The organism is Micromonospora sp. NPDC023633, from assembly GCF_040640035.1.
GTDB lineage: Bacteria > Actinomycetota > Actinomycetes > Mycobacteriales > Micromonosporaceae > Micromonospora.
Genome location: NZ_JBFABB010000103.1, coordinates 5,102 through 26,007, shown reverse-complemented (window position 1 = coordinate 26,007; position 20,906 = coordinate 5,102). Strand labels below are relative to the sequence as shown.

Annotated in this window: 22 protein-coding genes and 1 pseudogene; 16 read left to right on the top strand and 7 right to left on the bottom strand. The window is 74.4% G+C overall.

From position 1 onward, the window contains the following. Window positions 1-614: serpin family protein (locus AB0G13_RS26350; RefSeq protein ID WP_357879459.1), on the top strand; the 614-nt coding region annotated here is incomplete at its 5' end. Between the two features lie 67 nt (window positions 615-681). Here AB0G13_RS26350 and AB0G13_RS26345 read toward each other — a convergent pair. Continuing rightward, entirely contained in the window at window positions 682-825 is a 144-nt protein-coding gene (locus AB0G13_RS26345; protein WP_357879456.1) for a winged helix-turn-helix transcriptional regulator, read from the bottom strand. A 102-nt stretch (window positions 826-927) separates the two neighbouring features. Here AB0G13_RS26345 and AB0G13_RS26340 point away from each other — a divergent pair, with 102 nt between their 5' ends. The 4 genes from AB0G13_RS26340 to AB0G13_RS26325 all read left to right on the top strand — a co-directional run bounded on the left by AB0G13_RS26340 (window position 928) and on the right by AB0G13_RS26325 (window position 3,826). Further along, window positions 928-1,101, top strand: coding sequence for a hypothetical protein (locus AB0G13_RS26340; RefSeq protein WP_357879453.1), 174 nt, complete (start codon window positions 928-930; stop codon window positions 1,099-1,101). Window positions 1,102-1,437: 336 nt separating this feature from the next. Continuing rightward, the gene (locus AB0G13_RS26335; RefSeq protein ID WP_357879450.1) at window positions 1,438-1,926 is read left to right on the top strand and encodes a hypothetical protein; all 489 of its coding nucleotides are present in this window, start codon (window positions 1,438-1,440) and stop codon (window positions 1,924-1,926) included. 111 nt (window positions 1,927-2,037) lie between these two features. After that, on the top strand, window positions 2,038-2,658 hold the full coding sequence (locus AB0G13_RS26330) for a class F sortase (protein WP_357879447.1): 621 nt from the start codon (window positions 2,038-2,040) through the stop codon (window positions 2,656-2,658). A gap of 103 nt (window positions 2,659-2,761) precedes the next feature. Beyond that, entirely contained in the window at window positions 2,762-3,826 is a 1,065-nt protein-coding gene (locus AB0G13_RS26325; protein WP_357879462.1) for a magnesium and cobalt transport protein CorA, read from the top strand. Window positions 3,827-3,830: 4 nt separating this feature from the next. Here AB0G13_RS26325 and AB0G13_RS26320 read toward each other — a convergent pair. The 6 genes and pseudogenes from AB0G13_RS26320 to AB0G13_RS26295 all read right to left on the bottom strand — a co-directional run. Continuing rightward, window positions 3,831-3,947 (bottom strand): annotated as a pseudogene (locus tag AB0G13_RS26320) (disulfide bond formation protein DsbA); the annotation flags it as partial. A 124-nt stretch (window positions 3,948-4,071) separates the two neighbouring features. Next, window positions 4,072-5,538 carry an FAD-dependent oxidoreductase gene (locus tag AB0G13_RS26315; protein ID WP_357879444.1) on the bottom strand — a complete coding sequence of 489 codons (1,467 nt, stop codon included), beginning with the start codon at window positions 5,536-5,538 and terminating at the stop codon, window positions 4,072-4,074. Beyond that, window positions 5,535-5,795 carry a (2Fe-2S)-binding protein gene (locus AB0G13_RS26310; protein ID WP_357879441.1) on the bottom strand — a complete coding sequence of 87 codons (261 nt, stop codon included), beginning with the start codon at window positions 5,793-5,795 and terminating at the stop codon, window positions 5,535-5,537. The genes AB0G13_RS26315 and AB0G13_RS26310 overlap by 4 nt, the downstream gene beginning before the upstream one ends. Before the next feature lie 43 nt (window positions 5,796-5,838). Further along, on the bottom strand, window positions 5,839-7,026 hold the full coding sequence (locus AB0G13_RS26305; RefSeq protein ID WP_357879438.1) for an FAD-dependent oxidoreductase: 1,188 nt from the start codon (window positions 7,024-7,026) through the stop codon (window positions 5,839-5,841). Continuing rightward, entirely contained in the window at window positions 7,023-7,943 is a 921-nt protein-coding gene (locus AB0G13_RS26300) for a dihydrodipicolinate synthase family protein (protein WP_357879435.1), read from the bottom strand. Before AB0G13_RS26300 ends, AB0G13_RS26305 begins: the two co-directional genes overlap by 4 nt. A gap of 72 nt (window positions 7,944-8,015) precedes the next feature. Then, on the bottom strand, window positions 8,016-8,552 hold the full coding sequence (locus tag AB0G13_RS26295; protein WP_357879432.1) for a helix-turn-helix domain-containing protein: 537 nt from the start codon (window positions 8,550-8,552) through the stop codon (window positions 8,016-8,018). Between the two features lie 303 nt (window positions 8,553-8,855). Here AB0G13_RS26295 and AB0G13_RS26290 point away from each other — a divergent pair, with 303 nt between their 5' ends. The 11 genes from AB0G13_RS26290 to AB0G13_RS26240 all read left to right on the top strand — a co-directional run bounded on the left by AB0G13_RS26290 (window position 8,856) and on the right by AB0G13_RS26240 (window position 20,777). Next, window positions 8,856-10,463, top strand: a complete 1,608-nt coding sequence (locus tag AB0G13_RS26290) for an ABC transporter substrate-binding protein (protein WP_357879429.1) — start codon at window positions 8,856-8,858, stop codon at window positions 10,461-10,463. A 7-nt stretch (window positions 10,464-10,470) separates the two neighbouring features. Further along, entirely contained in the window at window positions 10,471-11,559 is a 1,089-nt protein-coding gene (locus tag AB0G13_RS26285; RefSeq protein ID WP_357879426.1) for an ABC transporter permease, read from the top strand. After that, a complete protein-coding gene (locus tag AB0G13_RS26280; protein ID WP_357879423.1) occupies window positions 11,556-12,473 on the top strand; it encodes an ABC transporter permease in 918 nt (305 codons plus the stop codon). The genes AB0G13_RS26285 and AB0G13_RS26280 overlap by 4 nt, the downstream gene beginning before the upstream one ends. A gap of 3 nt (window positions 12,474-12,476) precedes the next feature. After that, window positions 12,477-13,454: an ABC transporter ATP-binding protein gene (locus AB0G13_RS26275; RefSeq protein ID WP_357879420.1), complete on the top strand. Its 978-nt coding sequence runs from the start codon at window positions 12,477-12,479 to the stop codon at window positions 13,452-13,454. Further along, window positions 13,451-14,434, top strand: a complete 984-nt coding sequence (locus AB0G13_RS26270) for an ABC transporter ATP-binding protein (protein ID WP_357879417.1) — start codon at window positions 13,451-13,453, stop codon at window positions 14,432-14,434. The genes AB0G13_RS26275 and AB0G13_RS26270 overlap by 4 nt, the downstream gene beginning before the upstream one ends. Before the next feature lie 10 nt (window positions 14,435-14,444). After that, the gene (locus tag AB0G13_RS26265; protein WP_357879414.1) at window positions 14,445-15,683 is read left to right on the top strand and encodes an amidohydrolase family protein; all 1,239 of its coding nucleotides are present in this window, start codon (window positions 14,445-14,447) and stop codon (window positions 15,681-15,683) included. Further along, entirely contained in the window at window positions 15,680-17,326 is a 1,647-nt protein-coding gene (locus tag AB0G13_RS26260) for a DUF885 domain-containing protein (RefSeq protein ID WP_357879411.1), read from the top strand. The genes AB0G13_RS26265 and AB0G13_RS26260 overlap by 4 nt, the downstream gene beginning before the upstream one ends. A 51-nt stretch (window positions 17,327-17,377) precedes the next feature. Then, window positions 17,378-17,755, top strand: coding sequence for a nuclear transport factor 2 family protein (locus AB0G13_RS26255; protein WP_357879408.1), 378 nt, complete (start codon window positions 17,378-17,380; stop codon window positions 17,753-17,755). Next, window positions 17,752-18,078, top strand: a complete 327-nt coding sequence (locus AB0G13_RS26250) for a TIGR04076 family protein (protein ID WP_357879405.1) — start codon at window positions 17,752-17,754, stop codon at window positions 18,076-18,078. Before AB0G13_RS26255 ends, AB0G13_RS26250 begins: the two co-directional genes overlap by 4 nt. Beyond that, on the top strand, window positions 18,075-19,085 hold the full coding sequence (locus tag AB0G13_RS26245) for an LLM class flavin-dependent oxidoreductase (RefSeq protein ID WP_357879402.1): 1,011 nt from the start codon (window positions 18,075-18,077) through the stop codon (window positions 19,083-19,085). The genes AB0G13_RS26250 and AB0G13_RS26245 overlap by 4 nt, the downstream gene beginning before the upstream one ends. Before the next feature lie 105 nt (window positions 19,086-19,190). After that, a complete protein-coding gene (locus tag AB0G13_RS26240) occupies window positions 19,191-20,777 on the top strand; it encodes a discoidin domain-containing protein (RefSeq protein ID WP_357879399.1) in 1,587 nt (528 codons plus the stop codon). Window positions 20,778-20,906 lie beyond the last annotated feature (129 nt).

The following is a 20,906-nucleotide window of genomic DNA, read 5'->3' as shown; positions in this document are numbered from 1 at the left end:
CCGGGCTGAGCCGGCTCAGCCACGACCTCGACGCGCTGCGGGCCGCCGACACCGCCGCCGGGCCGCTGAGCCTGCTGACCGTACGCGGCGCCGAGGACGTCGACGTGGTGCTCGCCCTGGGCGCGCCGGAGCGCGGGGCGGCCGAGGTGCTGCCGGCCGCGATCGGCGCGCTCGACACCCCGACCGCGCTGCCGGTCGCCGCCGGCCCCGGCGTCGACGAGCAGGTCGTGGACGCGGCCGACGACCGGCCCGAACTGCTCGTCGCCACGGTGGGCTTCACCGCCTGCGCCGACCACGACCTGCTGGCGCGGGCCGCGCTGTTCGGCCTCGCCACCGCCGTCGGCGAGGGCGACCACTTTCCCGGCATCGCCCGGCTGCTGTCGGTCTCGCAGGCGCGGCAGAGCGCGACGGCGACGTTCGGCGCGACGGGTTTCCGCGCGGCCGCGGTGACCGCCGTCTCCACGCGGGCGGGCTCGGCGCGGCCGCGGGTCACCGCGCGGAAGCGGCGGGTACGCCTCGACGTCGACCGCCCCTTCGGCTTCCTCGCCGTGCACCGGCCCTCGGGGCTGGTGCTGCTCGCGGGCTGGGTGACCGATCCCGACGGGCGCGCCTGAGAACGGACGCACCTGAGGGCGGACGTGCCGGGGCGGGCGCCGGAGCACGCTGGCGGCGCGCCGCTCGTCAGTCGCGGGCGATGGCCTCGATGGCCGCCATGTTCCGCTCGCCCCAGTCGCCCAGCGGCAGCAGCGCCTCGTTGAGGGACCGGCCGAAGTGGGTCAGGGAGTACTCCACTCGGGCGGGACCTGCCGGTAGCCCTCGGAGCACGCCGCCCACTTCGGCTGGTCCGACGAGGAGCTGGCGGCCCGGCTCGGCGAACGGAGGTCCCGGGTCACCTTCGACATCGCCCCGTACGGCGCGTTCGTCCGGTTGACCGTCACCCACGAGGACTTCTCCCCGGGCAGCGAGATGTACCGGGCGGTCAGCGGCCAGCTCGACGGCAGCGGCGGCTGGCCGGAGCTGCTGGCCAGCCTCAAGTCGCTGCTGGAGACCGGGGAGCCGCTGCCCGAGCCGCGCCCGGAGAGCGCGACCGCACAGGGCTGATCCCAGCAGACGGGCCGCGACAGGGCCAGGGCGGCGGGCCGGACGCGTACGGCCCGCCGCGGGGCATCGTTCCCGAGACCGGCCGAGACGGCCCAGCTCCGACAGCACGACCCCCGGCGACATCGGCACGGCCAACCCTCGCGGGCGGGTCGTGCCGGCATTTCCGCTGCTCCCTCCGCCTCGGGGGTGGACTCGTGACGGCAACGAAGATTTCTCATTTTCACCGGATCGAGGGCCCAACCCTCCTAGGGTTGGTCACACCGGTGCTAGTCACGGAGTTGGCCACCCGAACGACGTCCCACGCAGTCAGCGGACGAAAAGTGAGGGAAGACGCGTATGAAGGCAAAGACAGTTCTCGTATCGACGGCGCTCGGCGTGGGTCTCGGCACGCTCCTGCTCCCCGGCGCGGCGCTGGCCGACACCGTCGTGTCACCGGCGACCACGCCGGTCGGCGGGACGGTCGTGCTCACCGCGACGACCTGCAACCCGAAGTCCGGCGACGCGATCTTCCGCGTCACCGGGCCCGACCGCGACCAGAACGTCCGGTCCACCACCGCGGCGGCCGGCGGCGGGCTGAGCGCCGAACTCTTCACCGCCGGCTTCACCCTGGGCACCTACACGGTGACCGCGACCTGCGGCGACGGCAGCGCGGCCGGCAGCGCCACGTTCACCGTCACCCCGATCGGCGGCGCCCAGGCCGGCGGCCGTGGCGACGCCGACGGGACCGGGGCACTGGCGGCCGGCGGCGCCCTGCTCGGCTCCGCCGCGGGCGGCGCCCTGATCCTGGCCCGCCGCAGGCGCCACATGGCGGCGGCCACGCTCTGACCGACGGCCCCGCGCCGTCCACTCCCGAAAGCCAATCCATCCCTGGAACGGGTGCCCGCACCGGTGACCACCGGAGCGGGCACCCGGGCGAACGCGTACGGAGGTGGGATCGTGTCCTGGCGCAGGCCCGGCTGGGCGGTGACGGTCGTCGTCCTGCTCGGCACGACCGGGCTCGGCCTGGTGGCCGCCGGGGTGGCGACGACCCCGCCCCGCCCGCCCCGGCCGGAGGCCGCCGACGCCCCCGCGCCGGCCCGCTCCGCGCCGTCGGTGCCGCCGCTGCACCGGGCCGAGCCGGTCGACGTGCGGATCCCGGCCATCGACGTGCGGGCGCGGGTCGTCCCGGTGGGCGCCGACGCCGAGGGGCGCCTGGAGGTGCCGCCGCTGGACCAGCCCACCGTGGCCGGCTGGTACCGGCACGGCGTCACCCCCGGCGAGACCGGCAACGCCGTGATCGTCGGGCATGTCGACTCCGCCGCCGGCCCCGCCGTCTTCTTCGACCTCGGCCGGCTGCGGACCGGCGACACCGTACGGGTCATCCGGGCCGACGCCAGCGTCGCCACGTTCGCCGTCGACGGCGTCGGGTCGTACCCCAAGGACCGCTTCCCCACCGACCTGGTCTACGGGCCCAGCGACGGGACCGGCCTGCGCCTGATCACCTGCGGCGGCCGGTTCGACCGCGACAGCGGCAACTACGTCGACAACGTCGTCGTCTTCGCCACCCGGGTGCCGTGAGCCCCGGATCCGCCGGAGCCGAGTACGGTGTCCGCGCGGATGCCGGCGAGGCGGAGGGGGACGGGTGGCTCGGCGGGTGAGAGAACGGGTGGATCTGTCGGCCATGTTCGACCGGCTGCTCGGCCGACCGGTGCCGGGGCAACGCGGGCCGGAGCCCCGACGGTCCAATCCGGACGCCGTGGTCGACTGTGCCGTCTACGTCGACGGGCGGCGCGAGCCGGGCCGCCCGCACTACGCCGACGCGTACGCCCGCAGCCGTCGTGGCCGCAACGCCTTCGTCTGGCTGGGTCTGCACGAGCCGGGCCCGGCGGTGATGGCGGCGGTCGGCCGCACCTTCGGGCTCGACGACCTGACCGTCGAGCAGGCGCTCGCCGACGGCCACCGGCCCGCGGTGCGGCGCGACGGCGACGTGACCCTGCTGGTGCTACGCACCGCCGGATACGTGGAGCACGCCGAGCTGACCGACACCTCCGAGGTGATCGACACCGGTGACGTGATGGTGCTGCTCGGCGACCGTTTCGCCATCACCGTGCGGCACGGCGCCGCGGGCGCGCTCACCTCGGTCCGCGCCGACGTCGAGCAGCGCCAGGCGGTGCTCGCACAGGGCCCGTGGGCGGTGGCGTACGCGGTCTGCTCCCGGATGGTGGACCTCTACCTGGAGGTCGCCGGGCACGTCGAGCGGGACCTGGAACGCATCGAGGAGGCCGTGTTCGCCCGCGACCGCTCGGCCGACATCCAGCACATCTACCAGCTCAAGCGGGAGGTGGTCGAGTTCAAGCGGGCGGTTCAGCCCCTGCAGCTGCCGCTGCGTTCGCTGCTCGACCAGCGGCCCGACAACCCGCCGCGTGAGCTGCACCGGTGGTTCGTCGACGTGGACGCCCGGCTGACCCGGGCGGTGGACCGGGTCGCCGCGTACGACGACCTGCTGAACTCGATCCTGCAGTCCCGGCTGGCGCAGCTCGCGGTGGACCAGAACAACGACATGCGCAAGATCGCCGCGTGGGCCGCCATCGCCGCGACCCAGACCGGCATCGCCGGGATCTACGGCATGAACTTCGCCAACATGCCGGAGCTGGGCTGGCGCTACGGCTACCCCGCCGCGCTCGGCCTGATGGCGCTGACCGCCCTCACCCTGCACCGCCTCTTCCGCCGCTCCGGCTGGCTCTGACCGAGCTCATCACGTGGAAGCGCACCGCCGCCGGGCGGACCCGTTCCACCTCCAGCAGCCAGCGGGAGGCGTTCCAGGCCCACGGGCAGCGCGGGTCGAGCCACAGGTCGGCGGTCGTCATGGCGATGCTCCCGCCCTTCGGGGTCGCGGCAGGCGTCCCCGCGGGGCCTGACCGCCCGATCGGCCCGAGGGCAGGGCCGATCCGCGCCCGCTCGACTGGGCCGATCCACCCCCGTGTGGCTCGGTCAGTCCGCGCCGGGCCGGCCGTCGCCGAGCGCGAGCGCGCGCAGCGGGACGGGCTTGACCGGCGCCTGCGCGGTGAACGCGCCGACCTCCTCCGGCCCCCGGCCCGTCAGCGTGGAGATGAGCTGGCAGAGGCCCGGCTGGCAGGACCGGCCCTGGCACAGGCCCATCCCGGCGCGGGTCACCAGCTTCACCGCGTTCGCGGTGCCCAGATGCGGATTGGCGCCCAGCGCACGGCGCACGTCGCCGGCCCGCACCTCCTCGCAGCGGCAGAGCACGGTGTCGTCCGTGACCAGGCTGCCCAGGGCCGCGCGGTCCGGCGCGAACCGGTCGAGCACCTGGGTGACGAACCGTCGCCGGCGGCGCAGTTCCCGGCGCACCGGGCCGGCCAGCGTGGCGGCCCGGCGCTCGTCGAGCAGCCCCAGGTCGCGCAGCACGCCGAGGGCGGCCAGCCGGCCCTCGACCGCCGCCTGCTCGGCGCCCGCGACGCCCGTCAGCTCGCCGGCCACCGCGATGCCCGGCACCGAGGTACGCAGCCACTCGTCGTGCCGGACCACCCAACCGCCCGCGGGGGAATCCCAGCTCACCGCGCAGCCGGCCTGCCGGGCCAGCTCGACGGAGGGGACGAAGCCGTACCCCAGCGCCAGCACGTCGCAGGGCACGTCCCGGTCGGTGCCGGGCACCGGCTGCCCCGTGGGGCCGACCTCGGCGAGGGTCACCGTGCTCAGGTCCGGGTCACCCTCGGCGCGGCGGACCACCGTGGCGAACCGGACCGGCACCCCCGCCCGGCGCAGGACGCGCAGCGCGCCGACGCCCTCGGCGATCTTGCCGCCCGCACCCGCCACGGCGGCCAGCCCGGCCGGTCCGGGCACCAGGTCGCGGCGGCGTTGGATCAGCGCGACCTCGACCACCCGGGCGCCGGCCCGCACCAGCTGGGCGGCCACGACCAGCAGCAGCGGGTGGCCGCCGGCCAGCACGAACCGGCCGCCCGGCAGCAGGCCCTGCGCCTTGACGAACGTCTGCACACCGCCCGCCGTGAGCACTCCCGGCAGGGTCCAGCCGGGAAACGGCACCGGCAGGTCGTACGCGCCGGCGGTGAGCAGCACCGCCCGGGGTTCGAGCAGGCGGACCCCGGCCGGGCCGTGCGTGGCGACCCGGTAGCGGCCCGGCGGGGGCTGCTCGCCCGCGTACCCGTCGAGGCCGGCCCGGGTGCCGAGGACGCCCCACACCGTGGTGTCGGCGAGCCACCGTACGCCGGGCGCGGCGGTGGCCTCGGCCAGCAGCGCCCGGCCGGCGGAGGAGGGTGCGGCCGGCGTGGTGAACCCGGCCGGCGGGCGGCGGTAGATCTGTCCGCCCGGCTGCTCCTGCTCGTCGACGACGGTGACGGCGGCACCGTGCCGGCCGAGGGTGGCGGCGGCGGCCAGGCCGGCCGGGCCGGCGCCGACCACCACCACGTCGGGCGCGCTCACCGCGGCACCGCCGTGCGGACCCGCATGTCGGCCCGTACCCGGATCAGGCAGGAACGCTGGCAGGGCACGTCGTCGACCGTGACGACGCACTCGAAGCAGATCCCCATGTTGCAGTAGGGCCCGCGGCGGGCGCCGCCGCGCGTGGTGCCGACGGCCCGCTCCCCGGCGGCGAGCAGCGCGGTGGCCAGCGACTCGCCCGGGTGGGCGGGCACCGGCCGGCCGTCCACCTCGATGGTGACCGGCGCGGGTCGCCGCATCGCGGTGCGCCGGGGCGCGTGCGCAGGGTCCGACGGGCGGTGTTCAGACAAAGTTCAGCGCTCCGAAGCGGGAGGGTGAGTAGTCCTCGATCGACCGGTCGGCCTCGCCGGTCACGACCATGGCGGCGAGGAGCCGGGCGTAGGTGAGGCCGAGGGTGAAGGCCGAGCCGCCGGTGGCGACGTAGAGCCCCGGTCGGCGCGGGACCGCGCCGAGCAGCGGCAGGTGGTCCGGGGTGAGCGTGGTCATGCCGGTCCACGTCCGGATCACCGGCAGGTCGAACACGGCCGGGACCACCCGGGCGGCGTCGGCGTTGCCGACCAGCGACTCGTAGCGCAGCTCCGGGTTGGTCTCCAGGTCGACCCGGCCGGCCCGGCTGACCAGCTTGGCAGGCCAGCCGCCACCGATGAGCACGTTGCCGTCCTCGGTCTGCTTCATCGACAGCCGCCGGCCGACGTGCTGGATCAGGTGCGGCAGGAACGGCCGGCTGCGGGCGGTGGCGCTCATCGTCAGCCCGACCGGGAAGACCGGCAGCCGGACGTCGGCCATCGCGGCCAGCTCGGCGGTCCAGACCCCGCCGGCCAGCACCACCGTGTCGGCCAGGTGGGTCTCCCCGGCCGTGTCCCCCGGCCCGGTCCCGGTGCGCAGTTCCCAGTGCCGGCCGCGCCGGTGCAGCCCGGTGACCCGGCAGCCGGTGCGCAGCACGGCGCCGTGGCGGCCGGCGGCCCGGGCCAGCGCCGGGGTGACCAGCCGGGGGTTGGCCTTGCCCTCGCCGGGCACGTGACCGGCGGCGAGCACGGTGTCCGCCAGGTACGGCGCGAACCGGCGCAGCTCCGCGCCAGAGAGCACGGTGACGTCGAGGCCGTACTCGCGTTCCAGGGCCGCCTTGCGGTCCAGCACGGCGATCTCCGCCGGGGTCTCGGCGAGCATCAGCCCGCCGGTGCGCGACACCCCGCACCGCTCGCCGAGCTCGTCCTCGATGCTCGCCCAGGCCCGCACGGCGTCCAGGTGCAGCGGGAGCGCGCGGGCCGCCGCCCGGGCCGCGTCGTCGCCGTGCTCGACCATCCGGAACTCCAGCTGGAAGTGCAGGCTGCCCGCGTTCTGCCCCGAGGCGTGCCGGTTGACCTGGTCCTTCTCCACGAGCAGGACCCGGTTGCCGGCCCGGGCGAGGTGCCAGGCGGTCGCGCAGCCGAGCAGGCCGCCGCCGATGACCGCGGTGTCGTACGCGGTCATCGGAGCAGGTCGAGCTGGATCATGGTGGCCCGGACGCGGTCCTGTTCGGCGGGGGTCAGCGGGAGCAGCGGCGCGCGGACGTGACCGGCCGGCACGCCGCGCAGGGTGAGCGCGTACTTCATGATCGCCTGGGCGTTGCCGAAGCGGGCGCCGTAGTCGGGCCCGAACCAGTCCTCCATGATCACCCGGTCGCGGGCGCCGAGGACCCGGGCCCGGTCGAGGTCCCCGGCGCGCAGGGCGCGGAAGAAGTCGGGGTGGTCGGCGCCGAGCACGGCGCCGGCGCCCATCAGCCCGTCGCCGCCGATCGTGGTCATCAGTTCGATGCCCACCTCGTTGGTGGGGATGCCGAAGTAGCGCAGGCGGTGCCGCAGGGCCACCAGGCTCCGGACGAAGCCGCCGAAGTCCGGGGTGGAGTTCTTGACCGCCACCACGGTGTCCAGCGCGCTCAGCTCCAGCAGCAGGTCGGCGTCCAGGTCGACGCCGGTGCCGCGGGGCCAGTTGTAGACGCAGAGCGGCAGGTCCACCGCCTCGGAGACGGCCCGGTAGAAGGCCACGACCTCCGCACGGGTGGGCACCACGTACGGCGGCGGGGTGAGCAGGATGCCGTGCAGGCCGGCGTCCCGCGCGGCCTCGGCGTGCCGGATCGCCTCCGCCGGCGTGTACGCGTTGCAGCCGCCGAGCACCGTGAGCCGGTCGCCGACCCGTTCGGCGGCCGTCCGGAACAGCGCGGCGCGCTCCTGTTCGGTCAGGCTGAACCACTCGCCCGTGGTCCCACCGACGATCACCCCGTGCAGCCGCTCGGCGGCGAGCCAGTCCAGTTGTACGCGCCAGGCGGCGAGGTCCAGCTCGCCGGTGGCGGTGAACGGGGTGGTGACGGCCGGGAGGTAGCCGAACCAGTCGACGCTGTCACGGTCCACTGCGGGTCCTTTCGACGGGCGGCGTCGTACCGCCCACGTGCGCGACGCGGGCCGGGTGACGTGCCGGATGGGTCAGGGGGTCGGCGGGGTGACTGCGATGATGAGCCGGGCCCGCTGGTCGCTGGCGTTGCGGTAGAGGTGGGGCAGCCGGGAGTCGAAGGTGATCGCCTCGCCGGTCTTCAGCACGTACTTCTCGCCACCGATCTCGGCGACGACCTCACCGGTGACGGCGACCGCGCACTCGGTCGAGGGGTGCGCCCACGGCTCGGTGGAGCTGGCGTCGCCGGGCGCCAGCTCGGCTTCGAGCACCTCCAGGTCGCCCCGCCCCGGCGTGAGCCGGTCGTAGGCGATCTGCCCGGGCGGAGCGGCGAGCCGGGACCGCGAGCCGGGCCGGCTGATGTGCACCAGCGGGGCGTCCGGCTCGGAGAACAGCGCCGCGATGGAGGTGTCGAAGACCTTGGCGAGCTTACGCAGGGTGGCCAGGCTGGGGTCCGTGGCGCCGTTCTCGATCTGGCTGAGCAGGGCGGGTGAGACGTCGGCCGCGGCCGCGAGCTGGCGCAGCGTGAGGGAGTGCTGCTGGCGCAGGTCACGGAGCTGGTCACCGAGCATGCGTCTTTCCTCGTTCCGAAACAGGGTGGCTAGAAATGTTTGACGTGACTATACGCCGCTGTCTAGCATGGTCAAACATATGGTGAACGTGTTTGGCGCTACTAGACAAGCCGCGTCGAGGCACGAACCGGACGGGACTCCCGTCCGGGTACATCCAACCCCATGACGGCACCACGGCGAAGACCGCGAAGCCGCCACGGTTGGCACCAGCGGCCCGACCTCGGCGTCCCGGCGTCGCCGGGCCCGACAGCCCCCAGAGAGCCCGTCCCGCGCGGGCCGGCCCATTACGAAGGTAGGAACAGCATGTCGGTGTCCCCTCGCCGGCTCCGCGTCGGAGCGATCGCTCTGGCGGCGCTGGCCATAGCCTCCAGCACCGCGTGCAGCGCGGGCGGCAGCGGAGGAAGCGGTAACGGCGGTTCGGCCAAGACCCTCACCGTCAACACCTCGTTCGTCCTCAAGACCCTCGACCCCGGCCGGATCTACGAGGCGACCGGCCTCACCGCCGTGCACTCGCTCTACGACACCCTGCTGACCTTCGAGGGCTCGGACGTCAGCAAGCCCGTCCCGGCGCTGGCCGAGTCGTACGAGGCCTCGCCCGACGCCAAGACCTTCACCTTCAAGCTGCGCGAGGGCGTGAAGTTCTCCGACGGCACCGCGCTGACCGCCGACGACGTGGTCTTCTCCCTCAACCGGCTGAAGAACGTCAAGGCCAGTCCCGCCGTCATGGTCAGCGGTCTGACGTTCGCCAAGACCGACGAGCGGACCGTGGTGGTCACCTCGGCGACCGCCGACCCGAACATCCCCGTGGTGCTCGCGATGCCCTCGACCGGGGTGGTCAACTCCAAGGTCGCCAAGGAGCACGGCGCGACGGACGCCGCCGACGCCGCGAAGAGCGACACCGCGCAGCAGTACCTCGACACGAACTCCGTCGGCAGCGGCCCGTACGTGCTGAAGTCGTACGACCCGTCGGCGCAGGTGGTGCTGGAGGCCAACCCCAACTACTGGGGCACCAAGCCCGAGTTCAGCCGCGTCGTGCTGCGCAACATGGACGTGCAGACCCAGAAGCTGACCATGCAGCGGGCCGGCGGCTCCGAGATCGCGCTGGACATCTCCGGCAAGCTGCTGGAGGGGCTGCCGGGCAGCCTGAAGACCTCCGGCGTGCAGGACACCGTCTACTTCCTCTTCCTCAACGCCGACCCGGCCGTCTCTCCGGTGACCTCGAACGCGAAGTTCAACCAGGCGCTGCGCTCCTCCCTGGACTACGAGGGCCTCGCCGCGCTGTACGGCAAGGGCGCCACCCCCGGCGCCGGCCTGGTGGCCCCCGCGTTCCCGGGCGCGCTGCCCGCCGCCGAGCAGTCGAAGCGTGACGTGGCGAAGGCCAAGGCGTTGCTCACCGAGGCGGGGCTGACCAACCCGACGGTCAAGTTCAACTACCCGGCCATCACCTACAAGGGGGTCGACCTGGGCACGGTCGCGACGAAGGTGCAGGGCGACGCCGCCGAGGCCGGCATCAAGCTGGAGCTGACCCCGCAGCCGCTGACCACCTTCCTCGACGAGATGCGGACGGGCAAGATGGCCCTCGGGTTCACCCCGCAGAGCCTGAACTACCCGGTCGCCGACTCGCTGATCAACAACATGTCCCCCGGCCAGGCCACCGCGCTGCGCTCGGGCTGGACCGTCGAGCGGGCCGACCCGGCCGTCGTGGCCGCCGGCAAGAAGGTCACCGCGACCCTCGACCTGGCCGCCCGGGCCGACGCCATGCAGGAGTGGCAGCGGGCGATGAACGCCGCCTCGCCGTACGTCGTCCTGGCCAGCAACTCCTCCACCGTGGTGGCGAGCAGCGACCTGACCGGCACGGACTACACCGCCGCCGGTTGGCAGGTCGACCTCGCCGCGGTGGGCCGGGGGTAGCCACTCCATGACGACGACAGTCGACGACGCCGGGCCGGGCACGGTCACCACGACCGTGTCCCGGCCCCGGCCGCACCGGGCGCTGCTGTTCTTCCTGCTCAAGCGGGTGGCCATCACCGCCGGGCTGCTGCTGGGCGTCACGATCGTGACGTTCGGCCTGGTCACCGTGGTGCCCGGCGACCCGGTCACGGCCAACCTCTCCGACCAGGCGCTCAACGACCCCGCGACCGTGGCCGCGTTCCGCGAGAAGTGGGGCCTGGACCAGCCGCTGTACGTGCAGTACCTGCAGTACCTGGGCAACCTGTTCCAGGGCGACCTCGGCATCTCCCAGCAGACCGGCCGGACCGTGGCCGACGACCTGTTGCAGTACGTGCCGGCGACCATGGAACTGGCCATCCCCACCATGGTGCTGGCGCTGCTCATCGGCACCGGGATCGGCATGCTCGCCGCCGTACGCAACGGCCGGATCACCGACCAGCTGATCCGCGTGGGCGCGCTGCTCGGCCTGTCCACCCCGCCGTTCTGGCTGTCGCTCGTCGTGCTCTACGTCTTCTTCTACCAGCTCGGCCTGGCGCCCAGCGGCGGGCGGCTCTCGACCGACTTCAGCCCGCCGCCGACGGTGACCGGCATGTACACGGTCGACGCCGCCCTCGCCGGTCAGTGGGACGTCGCCTGGGACGCCGCCCAGCACCTGATCCTGCCGGTGCTCGTGCTGACCAGCCTGACCGTGGCGATGCTGGTCCGGTTCGTCCGCTCGTCCATGCTGGAGGTGCTCCAGCAGGACTACATCCGGGCCGCGTACGCCAAGGGCCTGCCCGCCCGGGTGGTGTTCCGCCGGCACCTGCTGCGGGCCGGTCTGGTCCCGGTGATCACGGTCTCCGGGCTCGCCTTCGCCTCGCTGCTCTCCGGCACGGTGCTGGTGGAGAACATCTTCGGCTGGCCGGGCCTCGGCCAGTACGCGTACCGCAGCGCGACGGCGCTGGACCTACCCGCGATCCTCGGCGTCAGTCTGTTCGTGGCGTTGGTCTACACGCTGGTCAACCTCACCGTCGACCTGCTGTACGGACTCATCGACCCGAGGATCCGGCTGTCATGACCACACTCGCACCCGATCCCGTGGCGCCCGACCCGAAGGCGACCGGCGCGCTGGCCCGGCGCCGGTGGCCGGGCCGGCTGCGCGGTCGCTCGACCGGGCGGCCGATCTGGCGGCAGCCGATCGCCGTGGCGGCCCTGGTCATCCTCGGCGGGTGGCTGCTGGTGGCGCTGTTCGCCCCGCTCGTCGCGCCGTACGACCCGTTGGCGCAGAGCCCCGACGCCTACGCGCCGCCGTCCGGCACGCACTGGTTCGGCACCGACTCGCTCGGCCGGGACGTGTTCAGCCGGGTGGTCCACGGCTCGCGCCTGTCGATCCCCCTCGCGCTCGCCATCGTCTCGCTCGCCCTGCTGATCGGCGGGCTGCTCGGCCTGGTCGCCGGCTACGTGGGCCGGTTCGTCGACGAGGCGCTGATGCGCCTGACGGACCTGGTCTTCGCGTTCCCGCAGATCATCCTGGCGATGGCGGTGACCGCCGCGTTCGGGCCCAGCACCCGCAACGCCGTCCTCGCGCTGGTCATCGTCTCCTGGCCGGTCTACGCCCGGGTCATCCGCAGCGCCGTGCTGACCATGCGCGGCGAGGACTACCTCAGCGCCGCCCGGCTGCTCGGCATCGGGCCGATCCGCGCGCTGCGCCGCGACGTCCTGCCCAACAGCGTGGGGCCGGCGATCGTGCTGGCCACCCTGGAGCTCGGCAACGCCGTGCTGCTGCTCTCCGCGCTGTCCTTCCTCGGCCTCGGCCCCCGCCCGCCGGCCGCCGAGTGGGGCTCCATGGTGGCGCTCGGGTCGCAGGACCTCTCCATGTGGTGGGTCAGCGTGTTTCCCGGTCTGGCCATCCTCACCGTGGTGATGGCCTTCAACGTGCTCGGCGACGCGCTGCGCGACCGGATCGACCCCCGCTACGCGAAGGGACGTTGAGAAATGCCACCCCTGCTCGAAGTCGACTCCCTGGCCGTCACCCTGCCCGGCCCCACGGGGCCGCTGCCGATCCTGCACGACGTGTCGTTCACCGTCGGCGAGGGCGAGATGGTCGGCATCGCCGGGGAGAGCGGGTGCGGCAAGAGCCTCACCGCGCAGACCCTGCTCGGGCTGCTGCCCAACGGCGCCAAGGTCACCGGGTCGGCCCGGTTCGCCGGGACCGAACTGCTGGGCCTGGACGCCAGGCGCTGGCAGAAGGTGCGCGGCGCCGGGATCGCGATGGTCTTCCAGGACCCGACCGCGGCGCTGCACCCGATGCTCACGGTCGGCCGGCAACTGACCGAACACATGCAGGTCCACCTGGGGCTGGACCGGCGGGCGGCCGACCGGCGGGCGGTGGAACTGCTCGACCAGGTCCGCATCCCCGACCCGCAGCGGGCGGTGCGGGCGTACCCGCACCAGTTCTCCGGCGGCATGCGGCAGCGGGCGGCCATCGCGATCGCCCTCGCCGCCCGTCCCCGGCTGCTGATCGCCGACGAGCCGACCACCGCGCTCGACGTGACGGTGCAGGCCGGCATCCTGGCGCTGCTGGACCAGCTGCGCGCCGAGACCGGGCTGGCCGTCGCCTTCATCACCCACGACCTCGGGGTGCTCAGCGCGCTCACCACCCGCGGGTACGTCTTCTACGCCGGGCGGGTGGTGGAGACCGGGCCCACCGGGGCGCTGCTCACCGCGCCGCACCACCCGTACACGGCCGCGCTGCTGGGCGCCCGCCCGCACGGCACCCAGTCCGTCGGCACGCTGCGTCCCATCCCGGGCGGGCCGCCGGCGCCGGGGCAGGCCCCGCCCGGATGTCCGTTCCAACCCCGGTGCGGGTACGCCGAGCCGTCCTGCGGCACCGCGCCTCCCCCGCTGTCCCCCGCCGGCGCCGACCGGTCGGTGGCCTGCGTGGTCCGTCCGCACCTGGAGGTGGCGGCATGAGCGAGCCGGTCGGATCGGGCAACCTGCTCGAGATCAGCGACGTCGAGGTGGAGTACAGGGCGCGTGGCCGGGGGCCGGTCCGGGCCGTGGCCGGGGTGAGCCTGGAGGTGGCGCCCGGCCAGATCGTCGGCCTGGTCGGCGAGTCCGGCTGCGGCAAGTCGTCGCTGGCCCGGGTGGCGGTCGGGCTGGCCGCGCCGAGCGCCGGGACGATCCGGTTCGCCGGCCGCCCGGTCACCCCGCTCGGCTGGCGGCGCCGGCCGACGCCGCAGGTCGGGCTCCAGATGGTCTTCCAGAATCCGTACGCGTCGCTGAACCCCCGGCGCACCATCGGCGCCCAGCTCCTCGACGGGGTGTCCGACACGGTGAGCGGCGCCGCGCGCCGGGCGCGGGTCGCCGACCTGCTGGACCGGGTCGGCATGCCGGCCGGGGCGGCGGAGCGGTACCCGCACCAGTTCTCCGGCGGCCAGCGGCAGCGGCTCGCGATCGCGCGGGCGCTCGCGCCGGAACCCCGGATGATCATCGCGGACGAGCCGGTCACCGCGTTGGACGCCTCGTCCCAGGCGCAGGTGGTCAACCTGCTCGTCGGGCTGGTCCGGGACCTGGACATGGGCATGCTGTTCATCTCGCACGACCTCTCCCTGGTGCACGAGATCGCCGACGTCACGGCGGTGATGTACCTGGGCCGGATCGTCGAGACCGCGCCCACCCGTCAGCTGTGGCGCTCGCCCCGGCACCCGTACAGCCAAGCGTTGATCGACGCCGTGCCGCAGATCGGCCCGCACCCGCAGCTGCCCAGGACGCTCGCCGGGGAGGTGCCCGACCCGGCGCACGCGCCGACGGGGTGCCGGTTCCGGCCGCGCTGCCCGCACGCCTTCGCGCCGTGCGGCGAACACCCGCCCACGCTCGACCTCGGGGGCCGCAGCGCCGCCTGCTGGCTCAACGACCCCACGGTGGCGCCGTCCACCGTGCCCGCCGCGTAGAGGACTCCGCATGCACATCCCCACCGAACAGGTCCTGGTCAACCTCGCGCTCTACGACGGCGTACGGGACGACGTCCAGCGCGACAGCGGCGTCTGGATCGGCGCCGACGGCACGATCCGCGCGGTCGGCCCGGTCGACGACGTCCTCGCCGAGGCCGGCGACGCCCGGGTCGTCGACCTGCACGGCGACCACGTCATGCCCGGCCTGACCAACATGCACGTCCACCTCTCGCTCGGCCTGCCCGGCCACTTCGGCGACGAGGTGCACCGGTCGAACCTCGCCGAGCTGGTGCTGCTGATGGCCGACTCGGCGCGGCGGACCCTGCACTCCGGGGTCACCACCGCCCGGCTCGTCGGCGAGAGCCGGTACGCGGACTTCGCCCTGCGCAAGGGGATCGAGCGCGGCGCGGTGGACGGCCCGCGGATCTTCACCGCCGGGCACGCCCTCTGCTGCACCGGGGGGCACGGCTGGGAGGCCGACGCCCTGGAGGCCGACGGGGCGGACGGGTTCCGCCGGCTCACCCGGCAGCAGATCCGAGCCGGCGCCGACCTGATCAAGGTGTGCATCTCCGGCGGCATCGCCGGCGAGTTCGAGTCGATCGACACCCCCCAGCTGCTCGACGACGAGCTGGCGGCGGTGATCCGGGTGGCGCACGACTGGGGCCGCAAGGTGACCGCGCACGCCGGCCCGGCCGAGTCGGTGCGCCGCGCCGTGGAACTCGGGCTGGACTGCGTCGAGCACGGCTACGAGCTGACCGACGAGGTGACCCGGCTGATGGCCGACCGGGGCGTCTGGTACGTCCCGACCATCGTGGTCAGCCGCTGCGAGCAGTTCTTCCGCGACGCCGGCGTGCCGGGCTGGCTGATGGACCGCGCCCTGTCGGCCGGTCCCCGGCACTGGGAGAGCCTCCAGCACGCCATCCGCAACGGGGTGCCGATCGCGCTGGGCAGCGACATGCCGCCGCACGCCGGCTACGACGAGACGACCGCGACCGTGCGGGAGCTGGAGTTCATGGTGGACGCCGGGATGCCCGTCGCCGACGCGCTGAAGTCCGCCACCATCCGCCCCGCGCAGTGGCTGGGCCAGGCCGACACGCTCGGCAGCGTGGAGGTGGGCAGGCACGCCGACCTGCTGGTCCTGCGCGACGATCCCACCCGCTCGGTGTCCGCGCTGCGCACCCTGCACGCGGTGCTCAAGGGTGGCGTCGCCTACCGCGACGACCACGGCCGCCTCGGCGTCGCCCGATGACGACGATCACCGAGGTCGCCGACCGGTACCTCGACGCGCTCGCCGAGCTGGATCCGCAGGCCGCCGAGGCGGCGGGGCGTACCCCCGACTCGCACTTCGCGGACCTCTCCCCCGACGGCTTCGCCGCCCGCGCGGAGCTGGCCCGCGACACCGCCACGGCGGCGGCCGGGGCCAGCGCCGACGGCACGGCGCAGCGGGCGCTGGCCGGCGCGCTGCGCGACCGCCTGGCCAGCGAGGTCGACCTGTACGACGCGGGCTTCACCACCCGGCTGCTCGCCCCGCTGGCGACGCCGGTGCACCTGGTCCGGCAGGTCTTCGACAACCTGCCCCGCGACACCGCGCGGGACTGGGCGGTCGTCGCCGCGCACCTGCGCCGGGTGCCCGCGGCCCTCGGCCAGTACGCCGAGACGCTGCGCCGCTCGGCCGGGCGGGGGCACCTCGTCGCCCGCCGGCAGGTGCTGGCCGTCGCCGACCAGTGCACCGCCTGGGTCACCTCCGACGACTTCTACGGCCGGCTGGTGGCCGGAGGGCCGGACGGGACGCTGGCCGGGGAGCTGGCCGCCGGGGCGCGCTCGGCCGCCGCCGCGACGGCGGACTTCGCCGCGTTCCTGCGCACCGAGCTGGCGCCACGGGCCACCGACGTCGACGGCGTCGGCCGCGACCTGTACGCCGTCACCGCGCGCAGCTTCCTCGGCGCGACCGTCGACCTGGACGAGCTGTACGCGTACGGCTGGGAGGAGCTGGCCCGCACCGCCGCCGAGCAGCGCGCCGTCGCCGCCGAGCTGGGCCACCCCGACGTGGCGCGGGCGCGGGCCGCGCTGGACGCCGACCCCGCCGGCCGGGTGCCGGTCGGGCCCGACCTGGAGCGGTGGCTGCGGGAGCGCACCGAGCGGCTCACCGACGCCCTGGACGGCACGCACTTCGACATCCCGGCCGCCACCCGCCACGTGGTGTGCCGGATCAGCCCCGCCGCCTCCGGCGTCATGTACTACACCCCGCCCGACGCCGCGTTGACCCGCCCGGGCGGGATCTGGTGGTCGACGCCCCCGGGCGAGTCGACGGTGCCGGTGTGGCGGCACGTCGGGACGCTCTGCCACGAGGGGCTGCCCGGGCACCACCTCCAGCACGCGATCACCCTGACCACCGCCGAGCTGCACCCGTGGCAGCGGTCGCTGTGCCAGGTGCACGGCTACGCCGAGGGCTGGGCGCACTACGCCGAACGCCTCGCCGACGAACTGGGTCTCTACGCCGGGCCCGCCGAGCGGCTCGGGATGCTCGACGGGCAGATGTGGCGGGCCGCCCGGGTGGTCATCGACCTCGGCCTGCACCTGGACGTGCCGATCCCGGCCGGGACCGGCCTCACCGACGCGCGGCGGTGGACCCCCGAGCTGGCCGTGGACTTCCTGACCCGGGTCGCCGGGCTGGATCCGGCGACCGCGCGGTTCGAGGTCGACCGGTACCTCGGCTGGCCGGCGCAGGCGTTGGCGTTCAAGGCCGGGGCACGGCTCTGGCAGCAGGCCCGCGGGGAGGCCGAGCGGCGCGAGGGCGCGGCGTTCGACCGCAAGCGGTTCCACCACCGCGCCCTGCGGCTCGGCCCGATGGGGCTCGACCCGCTGCGCGCCCGCCTCGCCGAGCTCTCCTGATCCACCGTCGCCCCCGTCACCCCCGTCCGCCCCGACCGGAAGCGAGCCCCGATGACCGTTGACGATCTCACCGCCGCCATCACCGACATGTACCGGTCGTTGGGCGACCGGGCGGCGTTCGACGCCCGGCTGTACCCCGACCTGACGATCTGGGAGTCCGACGCGCCCGACCTGCTGGACGGTCTGGCCGCCCTCGACGAGCTGCGGGACCGCCGGGCGGCGGACCGGGGACCGGCCGCGCCCCCGACCTCGGTCGCCCCCGAGCAGTTCCGGGCCGAGGCGTGGGGCGACACCGGCCTGGTCCGCTACGTCCTGCGCGCCCGGTACGCGGCCGGCCAACCGGACGACTGCTTCCGGGTGACGGACGTGCTGCGCCGCGACGAGCGGGGCTGGCGGATCGTGCACCACCACGCGGAGGCGGTCCGATGAGCACCGAGGAACCGGTCACCGACCTGTACGACCTGCGGGTCGTGGTGGAGCGGATCGAGGGCCGCTCCGTCTGCGGCCTCCAGCCGGGAGACCATATCGACCTGACCGAGTCGAGCCGGCTCACCATCCCCACCGGCCGGCACTTCTGCCTCTACGCCCTCGCGGCCTGCCTGCCGCTGCTGCCGGCCAAGCAGCGGCCGTTGCCGCCGGAGGACTGGCTGGCCCGGGACTGCCACGTGGCCTGCCCCGATCCCGACGAGCGGGTCATCCTGCGGATCGAGCGGACCGCCCGGCGACAGATCCCGACTGGAGAACTGACGTGAGCACCGACGACGGACGCCGACTGGTCGGCATCGGACTGCAGTCCGACAAGAGCGCCGACGAGTACGCCGCGCTGGCCGAACTCGCCGAACGGCACGGCTTCGACGTGCTGTCGGTCTTCGGCGACCTGATGTACCAGCCGCCGTTCTTCCCGCTGCTGGTGGCGGCGCGGCACACCCGGCGGATCCGGCTCGGGTCGGCCTGCCTCAACCCGTTCACCATGCATCCGGTGGAGATCGCGGGGCAGGTCGCGGCCCTGGACCTGGCCTCGGACGGGCGGGCCTACCTCGGGCTGGCCCGGGGCACCTGGCTCGACCAGGTCGGGGTCGCGCAGGCCCGGCCGCTGCGGCGGATCACCGAGACCGTCGACGTGGTCCGGCTGCTGCTCTCCCGCGACGACCGGGGCTATCAGGGCCGGGAGTTCACGGTGGCGCCCGGCACGGCCCTGCGCTACGCCCCGGTCCGCGCCGACGTGCCCGTCCTGGTGGGGACGTGGGGTCAGCAGACCGCCCGGACTGCCGCCGCGTTCGCCGCGGAGATCAAGGTCGGCGGGTCGGCCAACCCGGCGATGGCCAAGACGATGCGGGCCTGGCTGGACGACGCCACGCCCGCCGGCCGGGCCGGCGACCAGGTCGGCGTGGTGCTCGGCGCCGTGACCGTGGTGGACGAGGACGGCGCCCTGGCCCGTCGGGTGGCCCGTACGGAGGTGGCCATGTACCTCGCCGTGGTCGCCGCCCTCGACCCGAACGTCGACATCGACCCGGAGCTGCTGGCGCGCATCCAGCAGCACGTCGCCCGCCAGGAGCACGACCTCGCCGGCGCGCTGATCGGCGGGGACCTGCTCGACCTGTTCGCCTTCTCCGGCACCCCCGAGCACGTCGCGGCGCAGGCCGCGGCGGTGTTCGACGCCGGGGCGACCCGGGTGGAGTTCGGCACCCCGCACGGGTTGACCCCGGCCGGCGGCGTCGACCTGCTCGGCCGCCGGGTGCTGCCGCTGCTGCGGGGATGACGCCGTGGCGGGGGCGGACTTGCACCGGCCCGTCCCCGCCACGGACCCACCATCGGATCCCTCGCCGCGGGCTCGGCCCTCGCCGCCGTCGCCCCGACCGACCTGGTGTCGGCCCTGCGCGGCACGGCGTACGCGGCCAGCCCGCCGGGCGACGTCGTCGGCAAGGTCTCCGTCGGCTACCAGGGCTGGTTCAGCTGCCCCGGCGACGGCGCGCCCATCGGCGGCTGGTGGCACTGGAGCCGTGACCGCTTCCAGCCGCCCTCCCCGGCCAACACCACCATCGTCTCCTGGCCAGACATGCGGGAGTACGCCCGCGGCTACACCACCGCCTACCCGCCGCTTGGCAACGGCCAGCCGGCGCGGCTCTTCTCCTCGTACGACGAGCAGACCGTCGACACCCACTTCCGGTGGATGCGGGAGCACGGCTGCGACACCGCCGCCCTGCAACGGTTCAACCCGTTCGGCGACGAGGGGCCGACGCGCGACGCCATGACGGTCAAGGTCCGCGGCGCGGCCGAACGCCACGGACGCAAGTTCTACATCATTTACGACGTCACCGGCTGGACGGCGATGCAGTCGCAGATCAAGGAGGACCGGCTCAACCGGATGTCCGCGCACACCGCCTCCCCGGCGTACGCGCGGCAGAACGGCCGGCCGGTGGTCTGCGTCTGGGGGTTCGGCTTCAACGACGACGGCCGCCCCTTCGCCCCCGCCGCCTGCCTCGACGTGGTCAACTGGTTCAAGGCCCGGGGCTGCTACGTCATCGGCGGCGTGCCGACGTACTGGCGGCAGGGCGTCAACGACTCCCGGCCGGGCTTCTCCGAGGTCTACCACGCGTTCCACATGCTCTCGCCGTGGATGGTCGGCCGCACCGGCACCCTCGACGGGCTGGACTGGTTCCACACCAACGTCAACGTCCCCGACCTGGCCGACTGCGCCGCGCACGGCATCGACTACCAGCCCTGCGTGATGCCGGGCGACCTGTCGGCCGGGCACCGCCGCCACGGCGACTTCTACTGGCGGCACCTCTACAACGCCACCCGGCTCGGCGCCCAGGGCCTCTACGTCTCCATGTTCGACGAGTTCAACGAGGGCAACCAGATCGCCAAGACCAGCGAGACGCAGGCGAGCACCCCGGCGGGGGTGGGCATCCGCGCGCTGGACGAGGACGGCACCGCCTGCTCCGCCGACTGCTACCTGCGGATCACCGCCGACGGCGGCCGGATGTTCAAGGGCCAGCTCGCCCTGACCCCCGACCCGGCGCCGCCGACCGGCACCGACCTCGCCCGGGGCCGTCCGGCCGCGGAGAGCAGCCACGTCCAGACCTGCGGCTGCGCCAACGCCGTCGACGGCGACGCCCACAGCTACTGGGAGAGCGCCGGCAACGCGTTCCCGCAGTGGATCTCCGTCGACCTCGGCGCGAGCACCCCGATCGGCAGGATCGCGCTCCGGCTCCCGCCCGCCGCCGCCTGGCAGCGGCGCACCCAGACGCTCGCGGTCGAGGTGAGCCCGGACGGCACGGCGTGGAGCACCCTCGTCGCGCCGGCCGGCCGGGTCTTCGATCCGGCCAACAGCAACCAGGTGACGCTCACCGTCGCGGCGACGCCGGCGCGGCACGTGCGGATCCGCGTCACCGGCAACACCGGCTGGCCGGCGGCGCAACTGTCCGCGCTCGAGGTCTACGCCGCGTAGCGGCGACGCGGGGCGTCGCGGGGGGGGGGCCCCGGGGGGGGGCCCCCCCCCGCCGGGGGGAGGTGGAGGTTTGGGGCGCGATATTAACCAGGTTTTTGTTTTTTTTTTTAAAACCCCATTACAAAAACA